At 51.3% G+C, this 15,385-nt stretch carries 14 protein-coding genes and 1 pseudogene; 12 read left to right on the forward strand and 3 right to left on the reverse strand.

Features of this window, described 5'->3' with window-relative positions:
- The first annotated feature begins 116 nt into the window (after positions 1 to 116).
- The 6 genes from H6G89_RS31735 (at position 117) to H6G89_RS31760 (ending at position 4,200) form a co-directional block, all read left to right on the forward strand.
- Positions 117 to 1,931, forward strand: a complete 1,815-nt coding sequence (locus H6G89_RS31735) for a CocE/NonD family hydrolase (RefSeq protein WP_199337051.1) — start codon at positions 117 to 119, stop codon at positions 1,929 to 1,931.
- Positions 1,932 to 2,030: 99 nt separating this feature from the next.
- Positions 2,031 to 2,318, forward strand: coding sequence for a hypothetical protein (locus tag H6G89_RS31740; protein ID WP_190514014.1), 288 nt, complete (start codon positions 2,031 to 2,033; stop codon positions 2,316 to 2,318).
- A gap of 40 nt (positions 2,319 to 2,358) precedes the next feature.
- Positions 2,359 to 2,760, forward strand: coding sequence for a RidA family protein (locus tag H6G89_RS31745; protein ID WP_190514015.1), 402 nt, complete (start codon positions 2,359 to 2,361; stop codon positions 2,758 to 2,760).
- Between the two features lie 110 nt (positions 2,761 to 2,870).
- Complete coding sequence (locus H6G89_RS31750) at positions 2,871 to 3,317, forward strand: peptidoglycan-binding domain-containing protein (protein ID WP_190514016.1); 447 nt, start codon at positions 2,871 to 2,873, stop codon at positions 3,315 to 3,317.
- Positions 3,318 to 3,349: 32 nt separating this feature from the next.
- Positions 3,350 to 3,643, forward strand: a complete 294-nt coding sequence (locus H6G89_RS31755) for a hypothetical protein (protein WP_190514017.1) — start codon at positions 3,350 to 3,352, stop codon at positions 3,641 to 3,643.
- A 179-nt stretch (positions 3,644 to 3,822) separates the two neighbouring features.
- Entirely contained in the window at positions 3,823 to 4,200 is a 378-nt protein-coding gene (locus H6G89_RS31760; protein WP_190514018.1) for a nuclear transport factor 2 family protein, read from the forward strand.
- Between the two features lie 122 nt (positions 4,201 to 4,322).
- Here the strand turns inward: H6G89_RS31760 and H6G89_RS31765 are convergent.
- Positions 4,323 to 4,628 (reverse strand): annotated as a pseudogene (locus tag H6G89_RS31765) (ISNCY-like element ISAtsp9 family transposase); the annotation flags it as partial.
- Between the two features lie 41 nt (positions 4,629 to 4,669).
- On the opposite strand from H6G89_RS31765, the gene H6G89_RS31770 reads away from it, so the two are divergent.
- A complete protein-coding gene (locus tag H6G89_RS31770) occupies positions 4,670 to 4,870 on the forward strand; it encodes a CRISPR-associated endonuclease Cas1 (protein WP_255519560.1) in 201 nt (66 codons plus the stop codon).
- Between the two features lie 164 nt (positions 4,871 to 5,034).
- The gene (locus tag H6G89_RS31775) at positions 5,035 to 5,508 is read left to right on the forward strand and encodes a DoxX family protein (protein WP_190514020.1); all 474 of its coding nucleotides are present in this window, start codon (positions 5,035 to 5,037) and stop codon (positions 5,506 to 5,508) included.
- Between the two features lie 64 nt (positions 5,509 to 5,572).
- Here H6G89_RS31775 and H6G89_RS31780 read toward each other — a convergent pair whose 3' ends face one another.
- Positions 5,573 to 9,274 carry a WD40 repeat domain-containing protein gene (locus H6G89_RS31780; protein WP_190514021.1) on the reverse strand — a complete coding sequence of 1,234 codons (3,702 nt, stop codon included), beginning with the start codon at positions 9,272 to 9,274 and terminating at the stop codon, positions 5,573 to 5,575.
- Between the two features lie 253 nt (positions 9,275 to 9,527).
- Here H6G89_RS31780 and H6G89_RS31785 point away from each other — a divergent pair, with 253 nt between their 5' ends.
- The 4 genes from H6G89_RS31785 to H6G89_RS31800 all read left to right on the forward strand — a co-directional run bounded on the left by H6G89_RS31785 (position 9,528) and on the right by H6G89_RS31800 (position 14,189).
- A complete protein-coding gene (locus H6G89_RS31785; protein ID WP_190514022.1) occupies positions 9,528 to 10,721 on the forward strand; it encodes a BMP family ABC transporter substrate-binding protein in 1,194 nt (397 codons plus the stop codon).
- 15 nt (positions 10,722 to 10,736) lie between these two features.
- On the forward strand, positions 10,737 to 11,885 hold the full coding sequence (locus H6G89_RS31790; RefSeq protein WP_190514023.1) for an ABC transporter permease: 1,149 nt from the start codon (positions 10,737 to 10,739) through the stop codon (positions 11,883 to 11,885).
- Positions 11,882 to 12,811 (forward strand): ABC transporter permease, encoded by a 930-nt coding sequence (locus H6G89_RS31795; RefSeq protein WP_190514024.1) that lies wholly within the window; start codon positions 11,882 to 11,884, stop codon positions 12,809 to 12,811. Before H6G89_RS31790 ends, H6G89_RS31795 begins: the two co-directional genes overlap by 4 nt.
- Before the next feature lie 160 nt (positions 12,812 to 12,971).
- On the forward strand, positions 12,972 to 14,189 hold the full coding sequence (locus H6G89_RS31800) for an amidohydrolase family protein (protein ID WP_190514025.1): 1,218 nt from the start codon (positions 12,972 to 12,974) through the stop codon (positions 14,187 to 14,189).
- Positions 14,190 to 14,268: 79 nt separating this feature from the next.
- Here H6G89_RS31800 and H6G89_RS31805 read toward each other — a convergent pair whose 3' ends face one another.
- Positions 14,269 to 14,970: a TIGR02466 family protein gene (locus H6G89_RS31805; protein WP_190514026.1), complete on the reverse strand. Its 702-nt coding sequence runs from the start codon at positions 14,968 to 14,970 to the stop codon at positions 14,269 to 14,271.
- Positions 14,971 to 15,385: the final 415 nt, after the last annotated feature.

Below are 15,385 nucleotides of genomic sequence, written 5' to 3' on the forward strand. Positions count from 1 at the left end.
AGCAGATGTATCAAAGGACTTCATCAACTATGTCTCAAGTTTCTTCTAATCACCCACGAGATCTTGACCGACCCACGCACGACATAGGGGCAACGGTTTCTGCTAAGGAGAGATCCTTGCTCACCCGCAAAACCTACGTCCGCAACTTGCTAATGACTGGGGCAATGGGGCTTACCCTCAGTGTCTGCGGCCAGTTCGCAGCCGCGCAGCAGCCCGCACCGGAGAGCGTTCCGGTGGAGGCGCAGCAGCCTACAGCCACGCAGCCACACACGCCAGAGGCGACCGTGACTGCTGCGGTTGCCTCTGCCGACAAAGCGGTCACGCACGTCGAGAACGACCGCGTTCCCCAAGGCGCGGCCTGGACGCAGCACTACTTTCCGTCCTCGGACGGCTCCGACGTCGAGCTGCATGCCGATGTGCTCCTGCCTGAAGGACTGGCCGCAGGTCAGAAGGTGCCGGTGATTCTGGTGGTCGGGCCGTACTTGGGGCACTCCGGCCAAATGGCACTGGAAAACCACGCGCACACCGGCCCATCCCTTCGCTTCCACGACTTCATCACCGGCACCAACCTGTTCGAGCGCGGCTACGCCTTCGTCATGGTGGACCTGCGCGGCTTCGGCGGCTCCACCGGATGCATGGACTTTGCGGGACCGGGTGCTCAGGCCGATGTCAGGGCCGCAATCGACTGGGCCGCGACGCAGCCCTGGTCGACGGGTGCTGTCGGGATGTACGGCAAGTCCGCCGACGCCATCACCGGACTGATCGGCAACAACCTCAATCACGACGCGCTTAAGGCGGTCGTCGCGCAGGAACCCATCTGGGACGTGTACCGCAACTTCCGCTCGAACGGTGTTCCCCGCTCGACGATTGTCAGCATCCCCAGCGTCTATAACACCATTGCCATGCTGCCCCAGATGCCGGACGACGACGAGCGTTACCGGACAAATGCCGAGTACGAGAAGACGAACCCAGGCTTATTTTGCCAATTTGACAACCTGGTCAAATACCAGATCGCCGATTCCGAGTCCGATCACTGGACGACCCGTGACCTGGCGGAGCAGGCCAAGGGCACCGACACGCCACTGTTTTTCACGCAGGGCTTCCTCGAGTGGAGTACTGAAGCCGAGGCGATGGAGGAGTTTCTCGCGAACCACCAGGGGCCACAGCGCGGCTGGCTCGGCCCGTGGGCGCACGTGCGGGGCAACGACCGCTTTGTTGTGGACGGGCGGCTGGAGATGGGCCGCGAGGGCTGGTTCGACGAGGTGATCTCCTTCTACGACCAGCACCTCAAGGGCGTCGAACCGACCGTGGCCTACCCAGCCTACGTTGTGCAGGACAGTACCGGTGCCTGGCGTGCCCAGGACACCTGGCCGGTTGTGGAGTACTCCGCCACCATCCCGCTTGGCGGCGGGTCGTATCTGGACGACGGCCTGCTCGCCGACCCCGCAGCCGAGGCTCCCAACCGCTTCTTCGTCTGGTCTGCGCCGCTTGAGCACCCAGTTCGCATTACCGGCACGCCACGGATATCGCTTGAGATCGAGGGTTCCGGCAACGTCATGGTCGATCTCTACGACGTTGCCCCCGATGGCAGCGCCGTCATGTTCAATCAGCAGGTGGCGGTGGTGAAACCCGGCACGACAAGCTTCGAGCTGCGGTCAACGGACTGGACGCTGCCCGTCGGCCATGCGCTAGCCGTCGAGGTCGGCACCATCCAGCCAGGGTTTGCGCTCGCAAACGACTGGATCGACACGCCGTCCTACGAGACGATCATCGTCCGCGACGCGTGGCTTGAACTCGCCCTGGACGATCCGGCCAATGACACACCAACGCCCGGCGACCCGGCACCGTGGCTGGAGCTCTACCGGCAGGAGTTCACGGAAAAGCTATCCCCCGGCACCCCGAGCTTCACCCTGCCAACGGGAGACCGCTGACCCACATCCTATGCTGTGCTGTACGCACGACTCAGCGCCAATAGGTTCACGAGTAGGAACACCATGTTCGCTACTCTGCAATTTTAGATGGTGAATCAAATGATTAAGTACAAAGATTTTGCGCCTCGGATTACTGAACGGGGACCTTTCGGCGGACCTGCCGAGTATGAATCCTTCTCTGAGGTTGTGAGTGAGGTCAATCAGTGGATTGCAAGTACAACAATACAGGTGATCAATGTTGAAACTGTTGTTTTACCCGATCGCATTGAAGGCACAAGTGATGATGTCTACGGAGTGACGACCAGTAATGCTTTCTACCCAGTGATGATCAGTCAGGGTCTTGCAATCAATTGCTTTCAATGTGTACGTATCTGGTACAGAGAATAAGCTCCTGAACATTAGTGTCTAAATCAGAACAAGGAACACCATGAATAAGCCCAAGTTTTTTGTTACCCCCGGTTATGGGGAATACATGCTGAATAACTTGCATTACTCGCAAGCCGTAAAAATTGGCGATCGCGTGGAGACATCTGGTCAAGGCGGCTGGGATGACAATCTGCAAATTCCCGAATTGCTTGCGGACGAGATTGCCCAGGCGTTTCGGAACGTAGAGCGAACCCTGGCAACTGCCGGGGCAGGCTGGGAGCATGTTGTTCATGTCAATTCTTACCATGCTGGTGGGTTGCCCCCAGAAGTTAATGAGGTGATGGTCAGGCTATATCGCCATTACATGCCCAACCATGCCCCCATTTGGACGCAGGTAGGAGTCGCGGCACTTGGGCTGCCAACGATGCGGGTTGAAATCCGCGTTACTGCAATTGTTTCGTGAGTTTTGCATCAGCGACAACACTGCTCTACACCGATCAGAGCAAGCAGATGGAGTCATAACTGCGACACAAAATTGATGCTAACTAGAACTGATCCATCAGGAGGACAATCATGAAACTTCAACTCATTTTCGGAGTACTAACGATCGCGACAGGGTTGCTCGGAGGTTCATTCACTCATCCCGCGATCGCGAAGCACTGCTACGAAGCGCAGATCGCACACAGCATTTCTTCACAGCAAACCTCCCCCATTCTGATCGCCACTGCCTACACTGATTTAACCTTACCCACCTTGCGCCAGGGCGATCGCGGTAGAAACGTGGAACTGTTGCAGCATATCCTTCAAGACAATGGCTTTTTAGGAGCCGCAGGCGTGAGATTAGGCAATCCAAGAGGGGCGATCGTTGATGGCATCTTTGGTGAGATTACAGCTTCTGCGATACGAGATTTACAGCAACGGTACGAAATTCCAGTCACAGGGCAAGTCAATCCTACAACTTGGGGAGTCCTGGATATGCACGAAAACCCCTATCGATCGCCGCTTCCCTGGAAACAATAGAACATTACACAACCATAAGCCAGAGATTTCTCATGAACCGAAAGATTCTTTCAACCAAAATCACACCTACAACCACAATCGCGATCCCAATTCTGTTTGGCGCACTCCTACTGTGCAAGTTTCCATCCCTGGCTCAAGTCAGTTCACAAGTAATTCCCAGAATCGAAGTGATCGAAAGTGCTGAAGGGATTCCACCCAGCTATCGTTTAGTCATTAGCCGATCTCAGGACAATGTTTATATCTTCTGTCCGACTGGCTTCGAGCCACAGTTTAACTATCTGCAAAATGTGAAGGCGATTCAATGTAAGCCGTTTACCAGTCCCTAGTACAGCAAAAAATAAGTTTTGAAAGGGGTGAAGGGGTTCCACCCCTTCTTGGGGGCGAAGCCCCCGAACCTCCTACATTGCAGAACTTTGTGTTCGCAACACTAGAAGTGAACCAGTGAGGGGCAACAGCATAACAACAACTCACACCACTTTTTGATTTGCACAAAGGAGAAATTCAGATGTCAGAAAACAATAAAGCCACTTTAAAAGCGGCAAATGCGGCGAACGCTGCGGGCAACTATGAAGGATTCTTGTCATTCTGCACTGACGACACGAAATGGACGTTCATAGGGGACAAGACCCTTAACGGAAAAGAAGCTGTTCGCCAATATATGGCAGAGACATACATAGAGCCGCCAAAGTTTACGGTCGCCAACTTAATTGCTGAGGGTGATTTCGTCACGGCAGTTGGCGACATTACACTGAAGGACGCAGACGGGAGGGCGGATCATTACTCGTACTGCGATGTCTGGCGTTTTCGCGGCGACAAGATGGTCGAATTAAGGGCTTTCGTCATTAAAACCGAAGTCAAGGATGAAACTAGCAGCGTACCGTAATTAGAAGCTCATAGATTCGTCTTTTGAATCTACCGCAAGCTAGAGGGTATAACTTTAATCTTGTCCGTGGTGTGATCGCTGAGGTAGGGTAAATCGCTGCCGCGATCGCCGCTCCAGTCACCCTGCCCCTGCTGTTTCAACACCTGCAAGATTTCCTCAAACACAGAGAAAACGTGCTCAGGGGCCACGGGATCGAGCAAGTCCCGGATTTGGTTGTCGCTTGGAATCTGATGGACACCAAACAGGCTTTGGGCATTACTGTTGCCCTTGCGGCCCTCCATCATGCGCAGATAGGCCAGAAATGAAGGGGTTTGGGTGAAGAACACGCTAAACGCGCTCAAGGCTGCATTTTCCATCCCATAGCGGGTGTTCTTGCCACTGCGTTTGTCCTCGCTACCGGACAAACGCTGGTGAAAAGAACCGACTATTGTGTTAAACAACCCCCGTTCGCTCAACGGTTCTGGCTCTCTTGGCTCTCTCAGATGTCCTTACAATATTGGACCAGGAGTTTATGTTGAAGCAAGCCAAGGCGATCGTGGCGGTAAAGTTACACAATTCCAGGGTGCTGCTGCAACGACTGAATCGGCAACGTACAACAGAGCAGGCAACTCAGGCGATCGCAGAGTTAGCCCAATTGATTCAGCAGGTAGCCAAGCCTTGGCCGTCTTGAGTCTGGGGTTGAGCGATCGCATTTGACTGTGGAATTGCTCGCCCTCCATCTGGCATTACCTGTTTTTTCCCACAGTGAACGATCGCTAAGACCTTTGGGACAATAGCATTAGCTAGGCAGTATGGGTGAAAATCAATAAAACCTTAATGGAATCCTTTCGAGTAATGACTGCAATTCAACCAAAACCAATGTTACTGAGTGCCACTCTGCAATCTACTGCGATTGAAAATCGCCCTGCTCAGGTCGCTTGGACAATTGCACGAGTGGCGGTGGGCTTACTAATGATCCACAACGGATTTAGCAAACTGGCAGATGTGCAGGGGTTTGCAGACGGAGTTGTAAGTTTTATTGGCTTGCCTTACCCGGTTTTCTTCACCTATTGTGCTGCCTACGCTGAAATTGTGAGTTCGATTCTGCTGGTAGTTGGATTATTCTCTCGGCTCAACGCCTTAATCTTGCTATTTACCATGCTGATTGCAATATTCTTTCATCTCAAAAAAGATGGCTTGCACATTCCCCCATTGGAAACGGCTTCCCTGTATGCCCTGTGGTTTAGCTTCTTCTTGACCAATGGTGGCGGGTTATTCTCCCTCGATACGGCGATCGCAAATTGGTTGGGGAGATCCACGTCTCCGTAAGGTAGTGAGTGGGAATTAGTATCGGTTAGGATTCGAGTACCCAAATCTGACAGTTTTGAATGAATTAGTGCTGCTGCAAGGATATTTCTCGTGGTTCTATACGCAGTTCGATCGCCCCTAACGCTTTGAGTGCGAACTTTTGAGCATTGGTGAGTCCTTTGATATCCAAAATGTTCATTCCTTCACAAGGACGGGGCGATCGCAGGCTTTGCAAGCAATCTCCGGTAGACGGATTCCAGATGCGAATGGTTTCGTCTTCACTGCCGCTAATCAACACACTATTGAGATCGCTCCTGCCATCAGGAGGCACACTAAAAACGACCGCCCAAATCCGATTATGGTGACTTTGGAGAACTTGCAATCGCTCGCCAGTGACCGTGTCCCATAATTGAATTGTCTGGTCATTGCTACCACTGGCGATACAGGTTCCATCCGGGCTAAAAGCGATCGCCTGAATCCAGTTCTCGTGTCCATGAAGGGTTTTCAAGCATTCCCCTGTCTGCACATCCCAAATCTTGACAACGCGATCGTCTCCGCCGCTGCCGATCAGAGAACCATCGGGGCTAAAGGCAACGGCCCAAATACCGCTGGTGTGCCCCGCTAAAACCCGCAGACACTCTCCAGAATGGCTGTCCCACAGGCGAATCGTTTGGTCATCACTACTGCTAGCAATGATCGTTTGAGAGGGTTGGGGTGAAAAGGCAACACACCTGACCCAACTGTCATGCCCATCTAAGCGATGTAAACATTCCCCCGTTTGCACGTCCCATAAACGAATGGTGTGGTCAGTACTACCGCTGACCAACAGTTTTCCATCTCGATTGAACCTGACTGATCGCACCCAGCTATCGTGTCCTTGCAGGATTTTGAGACACTCCCCCGTCACACTGTCCCACAGGCGAATGGTATGGTCGCTGCTGCCACTGGCAATCATGTGATTTTGCGGGCTAAAAGCAACCGATCGCACCCAACTGGTATGTCCATTCAGGGTTTTAATGCACTGTCCTAGTTTCAGATCCCACAGGCGAACGGTGCGATCGCTGCCCCCGGTTACCAGGTAGCGTCCGTCAGCACTGCTGTCAAGCGATAGGATGCCGCTGATATGTCCCCGTAACGTTTTGAGGCATTGTCCAGTCTGCACATCCCACATTTGTACGGTCTGGTCACTCCCTCCCAAAATCAGAGCTTTACCATCTGGACTGAATGCCACCGACCAAATATCTTGAATTGGGCTTTGAAAGGTTCGCAGGCAGGTATGCGTTGTCAGATCCCACAGTTTGGCGGTCTGGTCATTACTGGCACTCGCCAGGAGGGTTCCCGTTCCATCAAAGGTGACTGACTGTACCCAGTTGGTGTGCCCTTGCAGGGTGACAGCACAAGCTCCCGTCTGCACATCCCACAGTTTGATGGTCTGGTCACGGCTCCCACTGGCCAGCAGAGAAGTGATTGGACTAAAAGCAACCGATTGTACCCAGTCTGTATGCCCTAACAATGTCCTAACACACTCACCTGTCTGCACATCCCAAATCTTGATCGTTTTATCGTTACTGCCACTGGCAAGCAACGTTTGATCTGGGCTGAATGCCACTGACCAGACCCAATTTTGATGCCCTTCGAGCACTCTCAAGCAAACTCCGGTTTGGACATCCCATAAGCGCACGGTTTGATCATTACTGCTACTGGCTAACCATCGTCCATCGGCACTAAACGCCACTGCCCAGACCCAGTTCTGATGCCCTTTCAACGTCTTCAGGCATTGTCCGGTTTGCATATCCCATAAACGGATTGTTTCATCTTCACTACCAGTGGCAATGATGGAATCGGTTGGACTGAAAGCCACGGAGTGAACCCAACCGCGATGCCCCTGGTAGACTCGCACTTTTTTGCCATCTTTGGTTTGCCAGAGACAGATATCGTTATCCGTTGTCGCTGTCGCAAAATAGTGACCATCTGGACTGAAGGCAACTGAAAGCGTACTGGCAAAGGTTTCTGTCAAAACGGAACGAGAGAGGTCTGAATAGGCAAAGTTGACGTAGTTTAGATTTGCACCCTCCAAATAGGCTTGCCAAATGGTGAGATGGGAACAGTCATAACCGCTGAGATCCGTTCCCAGTTGTAATAAAAGATTGAGGATGTTACCTGCCAGATATCCCGGTTCGAGGGGAAAGTTGTTTCGTTGCCAATTCAGGATACTTTCCAGGTGTTTTTCTAAGTTTTGTTTTACTTTAAAGTGTTTCAACAACTGCTCTAATAATGGTGTTAGAATCAGTCGATTTTGTATCTCTCGAATATAATCTTTTGCTTCTGCTTTGAGTAGGATGTGTTGATTGAGAAGCTCAAAGCTTTCTCGATTTTGAATGATTTCATGAGCGATCGCAGTGATTAGGCGATCGCCGACATACTCCATCACCACAGGTTGTAAACTAAACAATCCGTCGTGTTTTTCAATTAAGGAGCGTTGCCCTAGCGATTTGAGTGCATCCAAAATTTGGTGGCGAGGGGGAGGTGCGATCCAATCACTACAGAGGGTGGTCAGCGAGAGAGGTTCACGAGCAACGGCTAACCCATACAAAGCCGTTTTCTCAATGGCTGAAAGACGAGCAAAATGTTGATCCAGCAGTTCATTAATTTCTGAGGTGACTGCTGTATTTTCTTGAAGAAATTGAGAAACATCTCCATCAAACAACTCTTGAATCGTTGTCGTGACAATCTTTAGGGCTAACGGATTTCCCCCATAGCGGTAGACTAACTCGTTACTAACCGTTTCAGATCCGATCTGAATTCCTTTTGCATCGATAATCTGTTGTGCATCCTCAGGAGAGAGTCCCTTTAAGTGCAGCGATCGCACGGGTAAGGTCTCTCCTTCCATTACCCCAAATTCTTTCGGTTTCTCTCGGCTCGTCAGTAATAGACAGCTTAAGTGGTTTGTTTCCCCCATTCTCTTAAAAAACTGTCCATAATCTTCATATCCTTCACGGTACTGTCCGCTGCATTCTCCTCCTTTAAGCAGCGTTTCTGCATTGTCCAGAACGAGTAAACAGCGCATGGATCGCAAGTGTTCTAGTAGAAGTGTTAGTCGAACTTCGGTTGCATCCGGTAAGGTGAGTTGGGGCGATCGCGTGATCGTTTGCAGCAAGTCTGCCAGTAGTTCCGTTAAGGGTGGAGCGTTACGGAGCGATCGCCAGATAACACAATCAAAATCCGTCACCTGCTGAGCCAGCTTAATAGACAGATGAGTTTTACCAATTCCCCCAACCCCGAATACGCCAATCAACCGACAACGAGCCGCTATCCATTTTAGAAGAAGATCCAACTCGGTCTGGCGTCCGTAAAACACCTCTACATCAGAGGCTTCACCCCAATCGTAATAGGGGGCGATCGGCGGTGGGTTTGCCCCCCTAGCCCCCCAAATTTGGGGGAAACTTGAATTTGTAAAGTCCCCCAAGCTTGGGGGATTTAGGGGGCGCGGTGACAACGCCATCTGTCGCTCAATTACGATTCGGCAATTGATTTTAGTGACCTTCTCGCCCAACACATTCGACAGCATTTGCCAGAGATCAGGTCCGACGTGCTTCCGCAAATAATGGGCTGAATAGCCACAAGCGTCTGCAATCTGGTCATAGTTCCGTCGCTCACCTAACCAGGATGCACTTAACAGTGCCCGTTGGGCTTCCCCCAAATGGCTTCCCGTCTTGGCAAACACCAGAGCGTCTATGAATGCCAGGAAGGAGAATTCGGTGCCATCTTGCGGAGAGTTGCTCACCATTCAATCATTAAAATTGCAACGCTGCTTGTCATTCATCTTTGGAGAAACTGAGAGGACTTGAGGTATTGCATCATACATTTTTCAGTTCCAGCCATTTGCAGCACCTGGAACAAACCTGGAACTTTGATCCAAAACGTTACAAAAACAGGTTGAACTTTTGGTATCGACATCCCTTCAACCCAATCTGATAATGCGGTCACTTGCACTTTGTAAGCACTTCGTCAGCCATGATTGTTGCTAAGAGGATTCGCCCATGACTCAACATCGTTTTCCATTTACCCGTCGTCAGGTCATTCGAGGACTGCTGGCAACTGGAGCCTTTGGTGCAACCTCCCACCTGTGGACGGGTTGTTCATCTACTCCAACGGCTAGTACTGGAGAAACGACAACATCTCCTGGTAGTGCGGCAGAACCCCTGGTGATGGGATTCATTTATGTGGGTCCCAAAGACGACTATGGTTGGAACCAGGCACACGCCGAAGGAGCCTCTGGAGTGGCGAAGGTTTCTGGAGTCAAAGTCGTGGAAGAAGCCAGTGTGCCTGAGACGACTGCGGTTGCTGAAACCATGCGAGGCATGATCGTTCAAGATGGCGCGAAAGTTTTATTTCCCACCTCATTTGGTTACTTCGATCCGCATATTTTGGAGTTAGCGAAGGAATTTCCAGAGGTGCAGTTTTTCCACTGTGGCACGCTGTACGAGGAAGGCAAACATCCCGCCAACGTGGGCAGCTATTTTGGATTTATTGATCAGGCATACTACATTGCTGGAACGGTTGCCGCGCATACGTCTAAAACAGGCAAGCTGGGCTTTGTTATGGCAAAACCGATTCCTCGAATTGTGCGTACACTCAATAGCTGGATGCTAGGGGCGAAATCGGTTAATCCCAGTGCCACCACTCAACTCATCATCACAGGTGCATGGACTGACCCGGTCAAAGAAGCGGAAGCCGTGAACAGCATGGCAGATCAGGGAGTCGATGTCGTCACCTGCAACGTAGACAATGCCAAAGTCGTGATGGAGACCGCAGAAAAACGCAGCATCTTTTGCAGCGGCAATGCGGTAAACCAGTCTGCCGTAGCTCCCAAAGGGTATCTCACAGGGGCTGAATGGGATTGGACGGGGGTTTACTCTAGCTACGCCAAGATGATTCAGGAGGGCAAAACACTGATGAATGGCGGTATTCCCCACACATATTTGGGCGGCTTAAAGGATAATTTCGTCAAGCTGTCACCCTATGGAGCAGCCGTCAGTGAGACAGCCAAACAAGATGCCGAAACCGCCAAAACTGGATTGTTAGATGGCTCCCTGGTGGTCTACAAGGGAGAATTGAAAGACAATACGGGTAAAGTTGTGATCCCCACTGGAACGGAATACAAGCCGGGTGATCCTGAACTTGAAAAAATGGATTGGCTGGTTGAAGGGGTAATCGGACAAATCACCGCTTAACGGAAATTGTTCACCATGTTGCGTCGTTGGCGTTCCGTTTTAGAGTCCATTTGCATCCCAGTCGGGGCGATCGCCCTTGCCCTTCTCCTATTTGGTTTGTTCTGTGCCATTCAGGGATACAACCCCTTGGCGATCTATGCTTCCATTTACAAGGCAGCCTTTGCCTCCTGGTTTTCTTGGCAAAATACCTTAATTCGTTCAGCCCCTTTAATGCTGAGTGCCCTCTGTACCGTCCTCCCGGCTCGGTTGGGATTAATCGTGATTGGCAACGAAGGTGCGTTGGTCTTAGGCGGGTTAATGGCAGCCGTGACCGGATTGGGAATGGCAAAGGCACCGCCTCTGATCGCACTGCTGGCGATGGCGATCGCAGGCATCACAGTAGGTGGACTGTGGATCATGCTGGTTGGGGCATTGCGTCACTACCGAGGGGTGAATGAGACCATCAGTAGTTTGCTGTTGAACTATGTGGCGATCGCCTTCCTCAACCATATGGTTGAGGGCCCCTGGCGAGATCCCAGTTCGCTCAACCAACCCTCCACCTATCCATTAGCAGAGGCTTTGCAACTGGGGGACTTTCCCGGTTCTCGGATTCATTACGGGCTGCTGTACGGGTTGGTGGTGTGTGCGATCGCCTATGTCCTGATTCAACGCACCACCTTCGGTTTTGCGATTCGCACCGTTGGCGGCAATATTCGCGCCGCCCGAATTGCTGGACTCGCGGTTGGCAAACTGACCTTAGCCATTTGCTTTCTGGCAGGCTCCTGTGCCGGATTGGCAGGCATGGTGGAAGTGGCAGCCGTACATGGACGGGCAAATGGCGCGCTCCATTCAAACTATGGCTATACCGGAATTTTGGTTGCTTTTGTGGCGAAACAGAATCCCTTAGCCGTTGTTCTAGTCTCTACTTTGTTAGGCGGTATCTTAGCCAGCGGCAGCATTTTGCAACGCGCTCATGGAATGCCCGATGCGACGGTTCTAGTCTTTCAAGGCTTGATCTTCCTGGTGATTCTGTATAGTGAGTCGCTTTACGGTCAGCTTCCCTGGTTTCAAGAACCCGCCATCATCGATGATGACGCGGTTGCTTCGCAGTTCCCCGAAGGGGTAATCGCCCCTGCTCAACCCCTTGATCCGCTTTCGTCTACCGTGCAAGGAGTTCATCAATGACCCCTGAATCTCTCGGTTGGTGGGGTGTGCCCCTGGCAATTCTAGGTGGCTTACTGCGGGGCAGTGTTCCCTTTTTGTTTGTCAGTTTAGGAGAATGTTTGACGGAAAAAAGCGGCAAGATCAATCTGGGTTTAGAAGGAACTTTGCTGATGGGTGCGATGAGTGCCTACGCCGTTTCCTATCACACCGGATCACCCTGGCTAGGGGTTGTTTGTGCCGGAGTTGCCGGAATGGGGTTAGGTGCCATTCATACCTGGCTCGTGCAACAGCGCAGAGTCAACGATATTTCTGTGGGCATTGCCATGATGCTCTTTGGAGGTGGGTTAGCCTTTTACATTGGTAAGCCTTACATTCAACCGATCGCCCCCCAGTTGCTTGCCATTCGTTTTGGAGAGTGGAGCCATTTACCGCAAGTCAAATCTGCGTTAATGATCAGTCCATTGCTTTTGTTAGGACTGGCGATCGCCCCTCTGATGCAGTGGTTCTTCACCTCTACGCGATGGGGCTTGATGGTGCGAGCGGTGGGAGAAAGTCCAGCCGCAGCCAGGGCGATGGGAATTCCTGTTCGTCGGGTACAGGCACTGTGCATTGTCTTTGGCAGCTTTTTAGCGGGAGTGGCAGGATCTTACCTGTCCCTCTACTTTCCGGGGAGCTGGAACGAAAATATTTCCAGTGGACAGGGGCTGATTGCAGTCGCGCTAGTGATTTTTGCTCGTTGGAATCCGATGCAGTGTCTCTACGCCGCACTTCTATTTGGTGGAACTCAGGGATTAGGTCCCGCTTTGCAATCGGTGGGGGTGGACTCCTATTACTACGTGTTTAATTCCATACCCTATGTGCTGACGCTGGCGGTCATGGTGTTGACGTGTTCTCCCACAAGAGCTTCCGTTGGTGCACCAGAGTCATTAGGGAAACCCAGTGAATAGCAAACGACTGTGTACACATAAGCCCAGACTGACTTCGTTTAAGCCTTTTTTGCCCCCTAAATCCCCCAATTCCGGGGGACTTCCGGAGAGGTTCCCCCCAGAATTGGGAGGCTAGGGGGCAGTTCGACGGATATGAGTAGTTAAAAGTAGATAAGTAGACATGGGACTGGATACCTTCGACCTGTTGATCCAGCAAGCTAAGTTGCCGGATGGATCATTGGCTCAAGTTGCGGTTAAAAGTGGACGCATTCATGCGATCGCGCCTCCTGATCAAAATCTTGGCACAGCTAAGGAAAAGCTGGATATACAAGGCAACTTGCTTTGTCCCGGTTTGGTTGATGGACATATTCATCTGGACAAAACTTTCTGGGGCACGTCCTGGCAATCGCATATTCCAGGGAACACCGTGCGGCAGCGGGTTGAAATCGAAAAACAGATGCTTCGAGAAATCAAAGTTCCGGTTGAGGAACGGGCTTCCCGTTTAACAGAACTGGCAATTCAACAAGGGACGACGCTAATTCGCACGCACGTAGACATTTATCCTGAAGTTGGCTTACGCAATTTAGAAGGGGTGCTTACAGTCCGCGATCGCTATCGAGATTTTGTTGATATTCAGATCGTTGCTTTTCCCCAAAGCGGCTTACTCTCTTGCCCGGGAACCCTGGAACTATTAGACGCTGCTCTATCTGAAGGGGCTGATTTAATCGGTGGACTTGACCCCGCAGGCATTGATCAAGATGTGAGCGGACATCTTCATGAGATTTTTCGTCTGGCAGACAAGCACGGCGTTAGCATTGACATCCACCTACACGACCCCGGTCATTTAGGCATTTACGAACTTGAGCAGATTGCCCAACGGACGATCGCAACCGGAATGCAAGGGCGCGTTGCCGTCAGCCATGCCTACTGTTTAGGGATGGTGCCCTCGGATCTGGCAGATGTAACCGCAGAAAAATTAGCCAACGCTGCGATCGCTATCATGACCAATGCACCAGGACATCATCCCTTTCCTTCGATTGCTCGTTTGCGGCAAGCAGGGATTACGGTCTTTTCAGGATCTGATGATGTCCGCAATGCCTGGTGTCCTTTCAGTAACGCCGACATGTTAGAACGAGCCATGCTGATTGCCTACCGTTCTAACTTTTTAACGGACGCTGATCTCATGACTGCCTTTGACATGATTACCATTGGCGGCGCAACGGTTTTAGGAATAGAAAAGTACGGCTTACAAAAAGGGGCGATCGCTGATTTTGTTGTCCTGGCGGCTGGCTCAATACCAGAGGCGATCGCCACACGCGCATCTCGCAAATATGTTATTAAACGTGGACACATTACCGCGAAAGAAGACAAACTGCTTGCGTCAATCACATGCGTTTGAAGTACCTCACTCAAATTGCCAAACAGGAGGGCTTCGCTCGCCAGCCATAGCTGTCATTTAACACGCTTTTTGACCACTCTTAACACTTAAATTTTTTCCACTGATTGGGCGGTGGGGTGAGAAACTCGTATGCTCCTGCAACATCTCCTGTGGCTGTCAATACAATGTCAAACGACAGAGACAGACGTAACTCCTGAGTTTCGTTCATGCTAACGGCATGACGTTGCTTTGCTGGAAAGATTAGCAACCGCCCTTCGACAGGCGGGTAAGCCACATAAAGCTGATTGAGATCGTTCTCTGCATCGACGATGTCTGTGTTTTCACTGCCCAATCCCGGACACACCTCATTCACCCGTGCATCATTGAAAAAAAGCAGGCTCCCTGGGTCGCTCACCTCATCCGTGGGCACTTGAATGTAGTAAACCGCGCTGACGTGAGCCGTGTTATGGCAATGCGCCCCAACTTCCTGCCCGGTGCGAGAGACAATGGGCCATGCTCTTTGAATGTATAAATCGACTTTGCTGAGATCTACACCGATGTTTTCAAGATACGTCGTTGTGTGCTGCTCAACCTGTTCCACAATCCAGCTAAAAGCTGGATGAGTATGAATTTGATTGACACCGTGAATATCTCCCGTCCACGCCATCTCATTATAATTCTGAGGTTCGATCCCTTCCTGCTCTAAATCCAGGACTGCTTCAATCAAAGGCTGTCGATGTTCCGAAGCATCTGGCAAATCCTCATAATAAATCGCTAGCGGAAACCAGGTTTCAATGGGCATCTTGATTGATGTAACGACTGTCTCCAGTTTTGCACTAGATTGCCACCTTTGTTGGGTGTTGTTGCATGAAAGAGGGGGTACGGATGGGAAAGACATCTTCTCCCAAGCGTACCAAGTTACCCGTTGAATACCTTGAAATTTGCCAAGTTTTTCAAACGTGCTGAGGACGATGGATTAAAGAGAGGTCATAAATTCCCCATGCTCTGGACTCCGATTCCTTGTCCAAGAACACGAAGTACCTTTCCCAAATTGCCAGACAAGAGGGCTTCACCCGCCAGCCATAGTCCTGGGAATTGCCGACTGCAAAAAATGCCTTCCGGGTGCGCCGCTTTCAAGGGGCGGAATTTTGGCTAACCGTTCTGCGGTCATGGCAGGAGATCAGGCGAGTCAGGTGGTTGCTTTTCATGCTAGCAGT

Source organism: Oscillatoria sp. FACHB-1407 (assembly GCF_014697545.1).
Lineage (GTDB): Bacteria > Cyanobacteriota > Cyanobacteriia > Elainellales > Elainellaceae > FACHB-1407.

What these genes read in the sequence shown, in the direction of transcription:
- H6G89_RS31755 (WP_190514017.1), top strand. Translation starts at nt 3,350, where the DNA reads ATGAACCGAAAGATTCTTTCAACCAAAATCACACCTACAACCACAATC.
- H6G89_RS31780 (WP_190514021.1), bottom strand. Translation starts at nt 9,274, where the DNA reads ATGGTGAGCAACTCTCCGCAAGATGGCACCGAATTCTCCTTCCTGGCA.
- H6G89_RS31745 (WP_190514015.1), top strand. Translation starts at nt 2,359, where the DNA reads ATGAATAAGCCCAAGTTTTTTGTTACCCCCGGTTATGGGGAATACATG.
- H6G89_RS31750 (WP_190514016.1), top strand. Translation starts at nt 2,871, where the DNA reads ATGAAACTTCAACTCATTTTCGGAGTACTAACGATCGCGACAGGGTTG.
- H6G89_RS31790 (WP_190514023.1), top strand. Translation starts at nt 10,737, where the DNA reads ATGTTGCGTCGTTGGCGTTCCGTTTTAGAGTCCATTTGCATCCCAGTC.
- H6G89_RS31805 (WP_190514026.1), bottom strand. Translation starts at nt 14,970, where the DNA reads ATGCCCATTGAAACCTGGTTTCCGCTAGCGATTTATTATGAGGATTTG.
- H6G89_RS31740 (WP_190514014.1), top strand. Translation starts at nt 2,031, where the DNA reads ATGATTAAGTACAAAGATTTTGCGCCTCGGATTACTGAACGGGGACCT.
- H6G89_RS31800 (WP_190514025.1), top strand. Translation starts at nt 12,972, where the DNA reads ATGGGACTGGATACCTTCGACCTGTTGATCCAGCAAGCTAAGTTGCCG.
- H6G89_RS31795 (WP_190514024.1), top strand. Translation starts at nt 11,882, where the DNA reads ATGACCCCTGAATCTCTCGGTTGGTGGGGTGTGCCCCTGGCAATTCTA.
- H6G89_RS31760 (WP_190514018.1), top strand. Translation starts at nt 3,823, where the DNA reads ATGTCAGAAAACAATAAAGCCACTTTAAAAGCGGCAAATGCGGCGAAC.
- H6G89_RS31785 (WP_190514022.1), top strand. Translation starts at nt 9,528, where the DNA reads ATGACTCAACATCGTTTTCCATTTACCCGTCGTCAGGTCATTCGAGGA.
- H6G89_RS31775 (WP_190514020.1), top strand. Translation starts at nt 5,035, where the DNA reads ATGACTGCAATTCAACCAAAACCAATGTTACTGAGTGCCACTCTGCAA.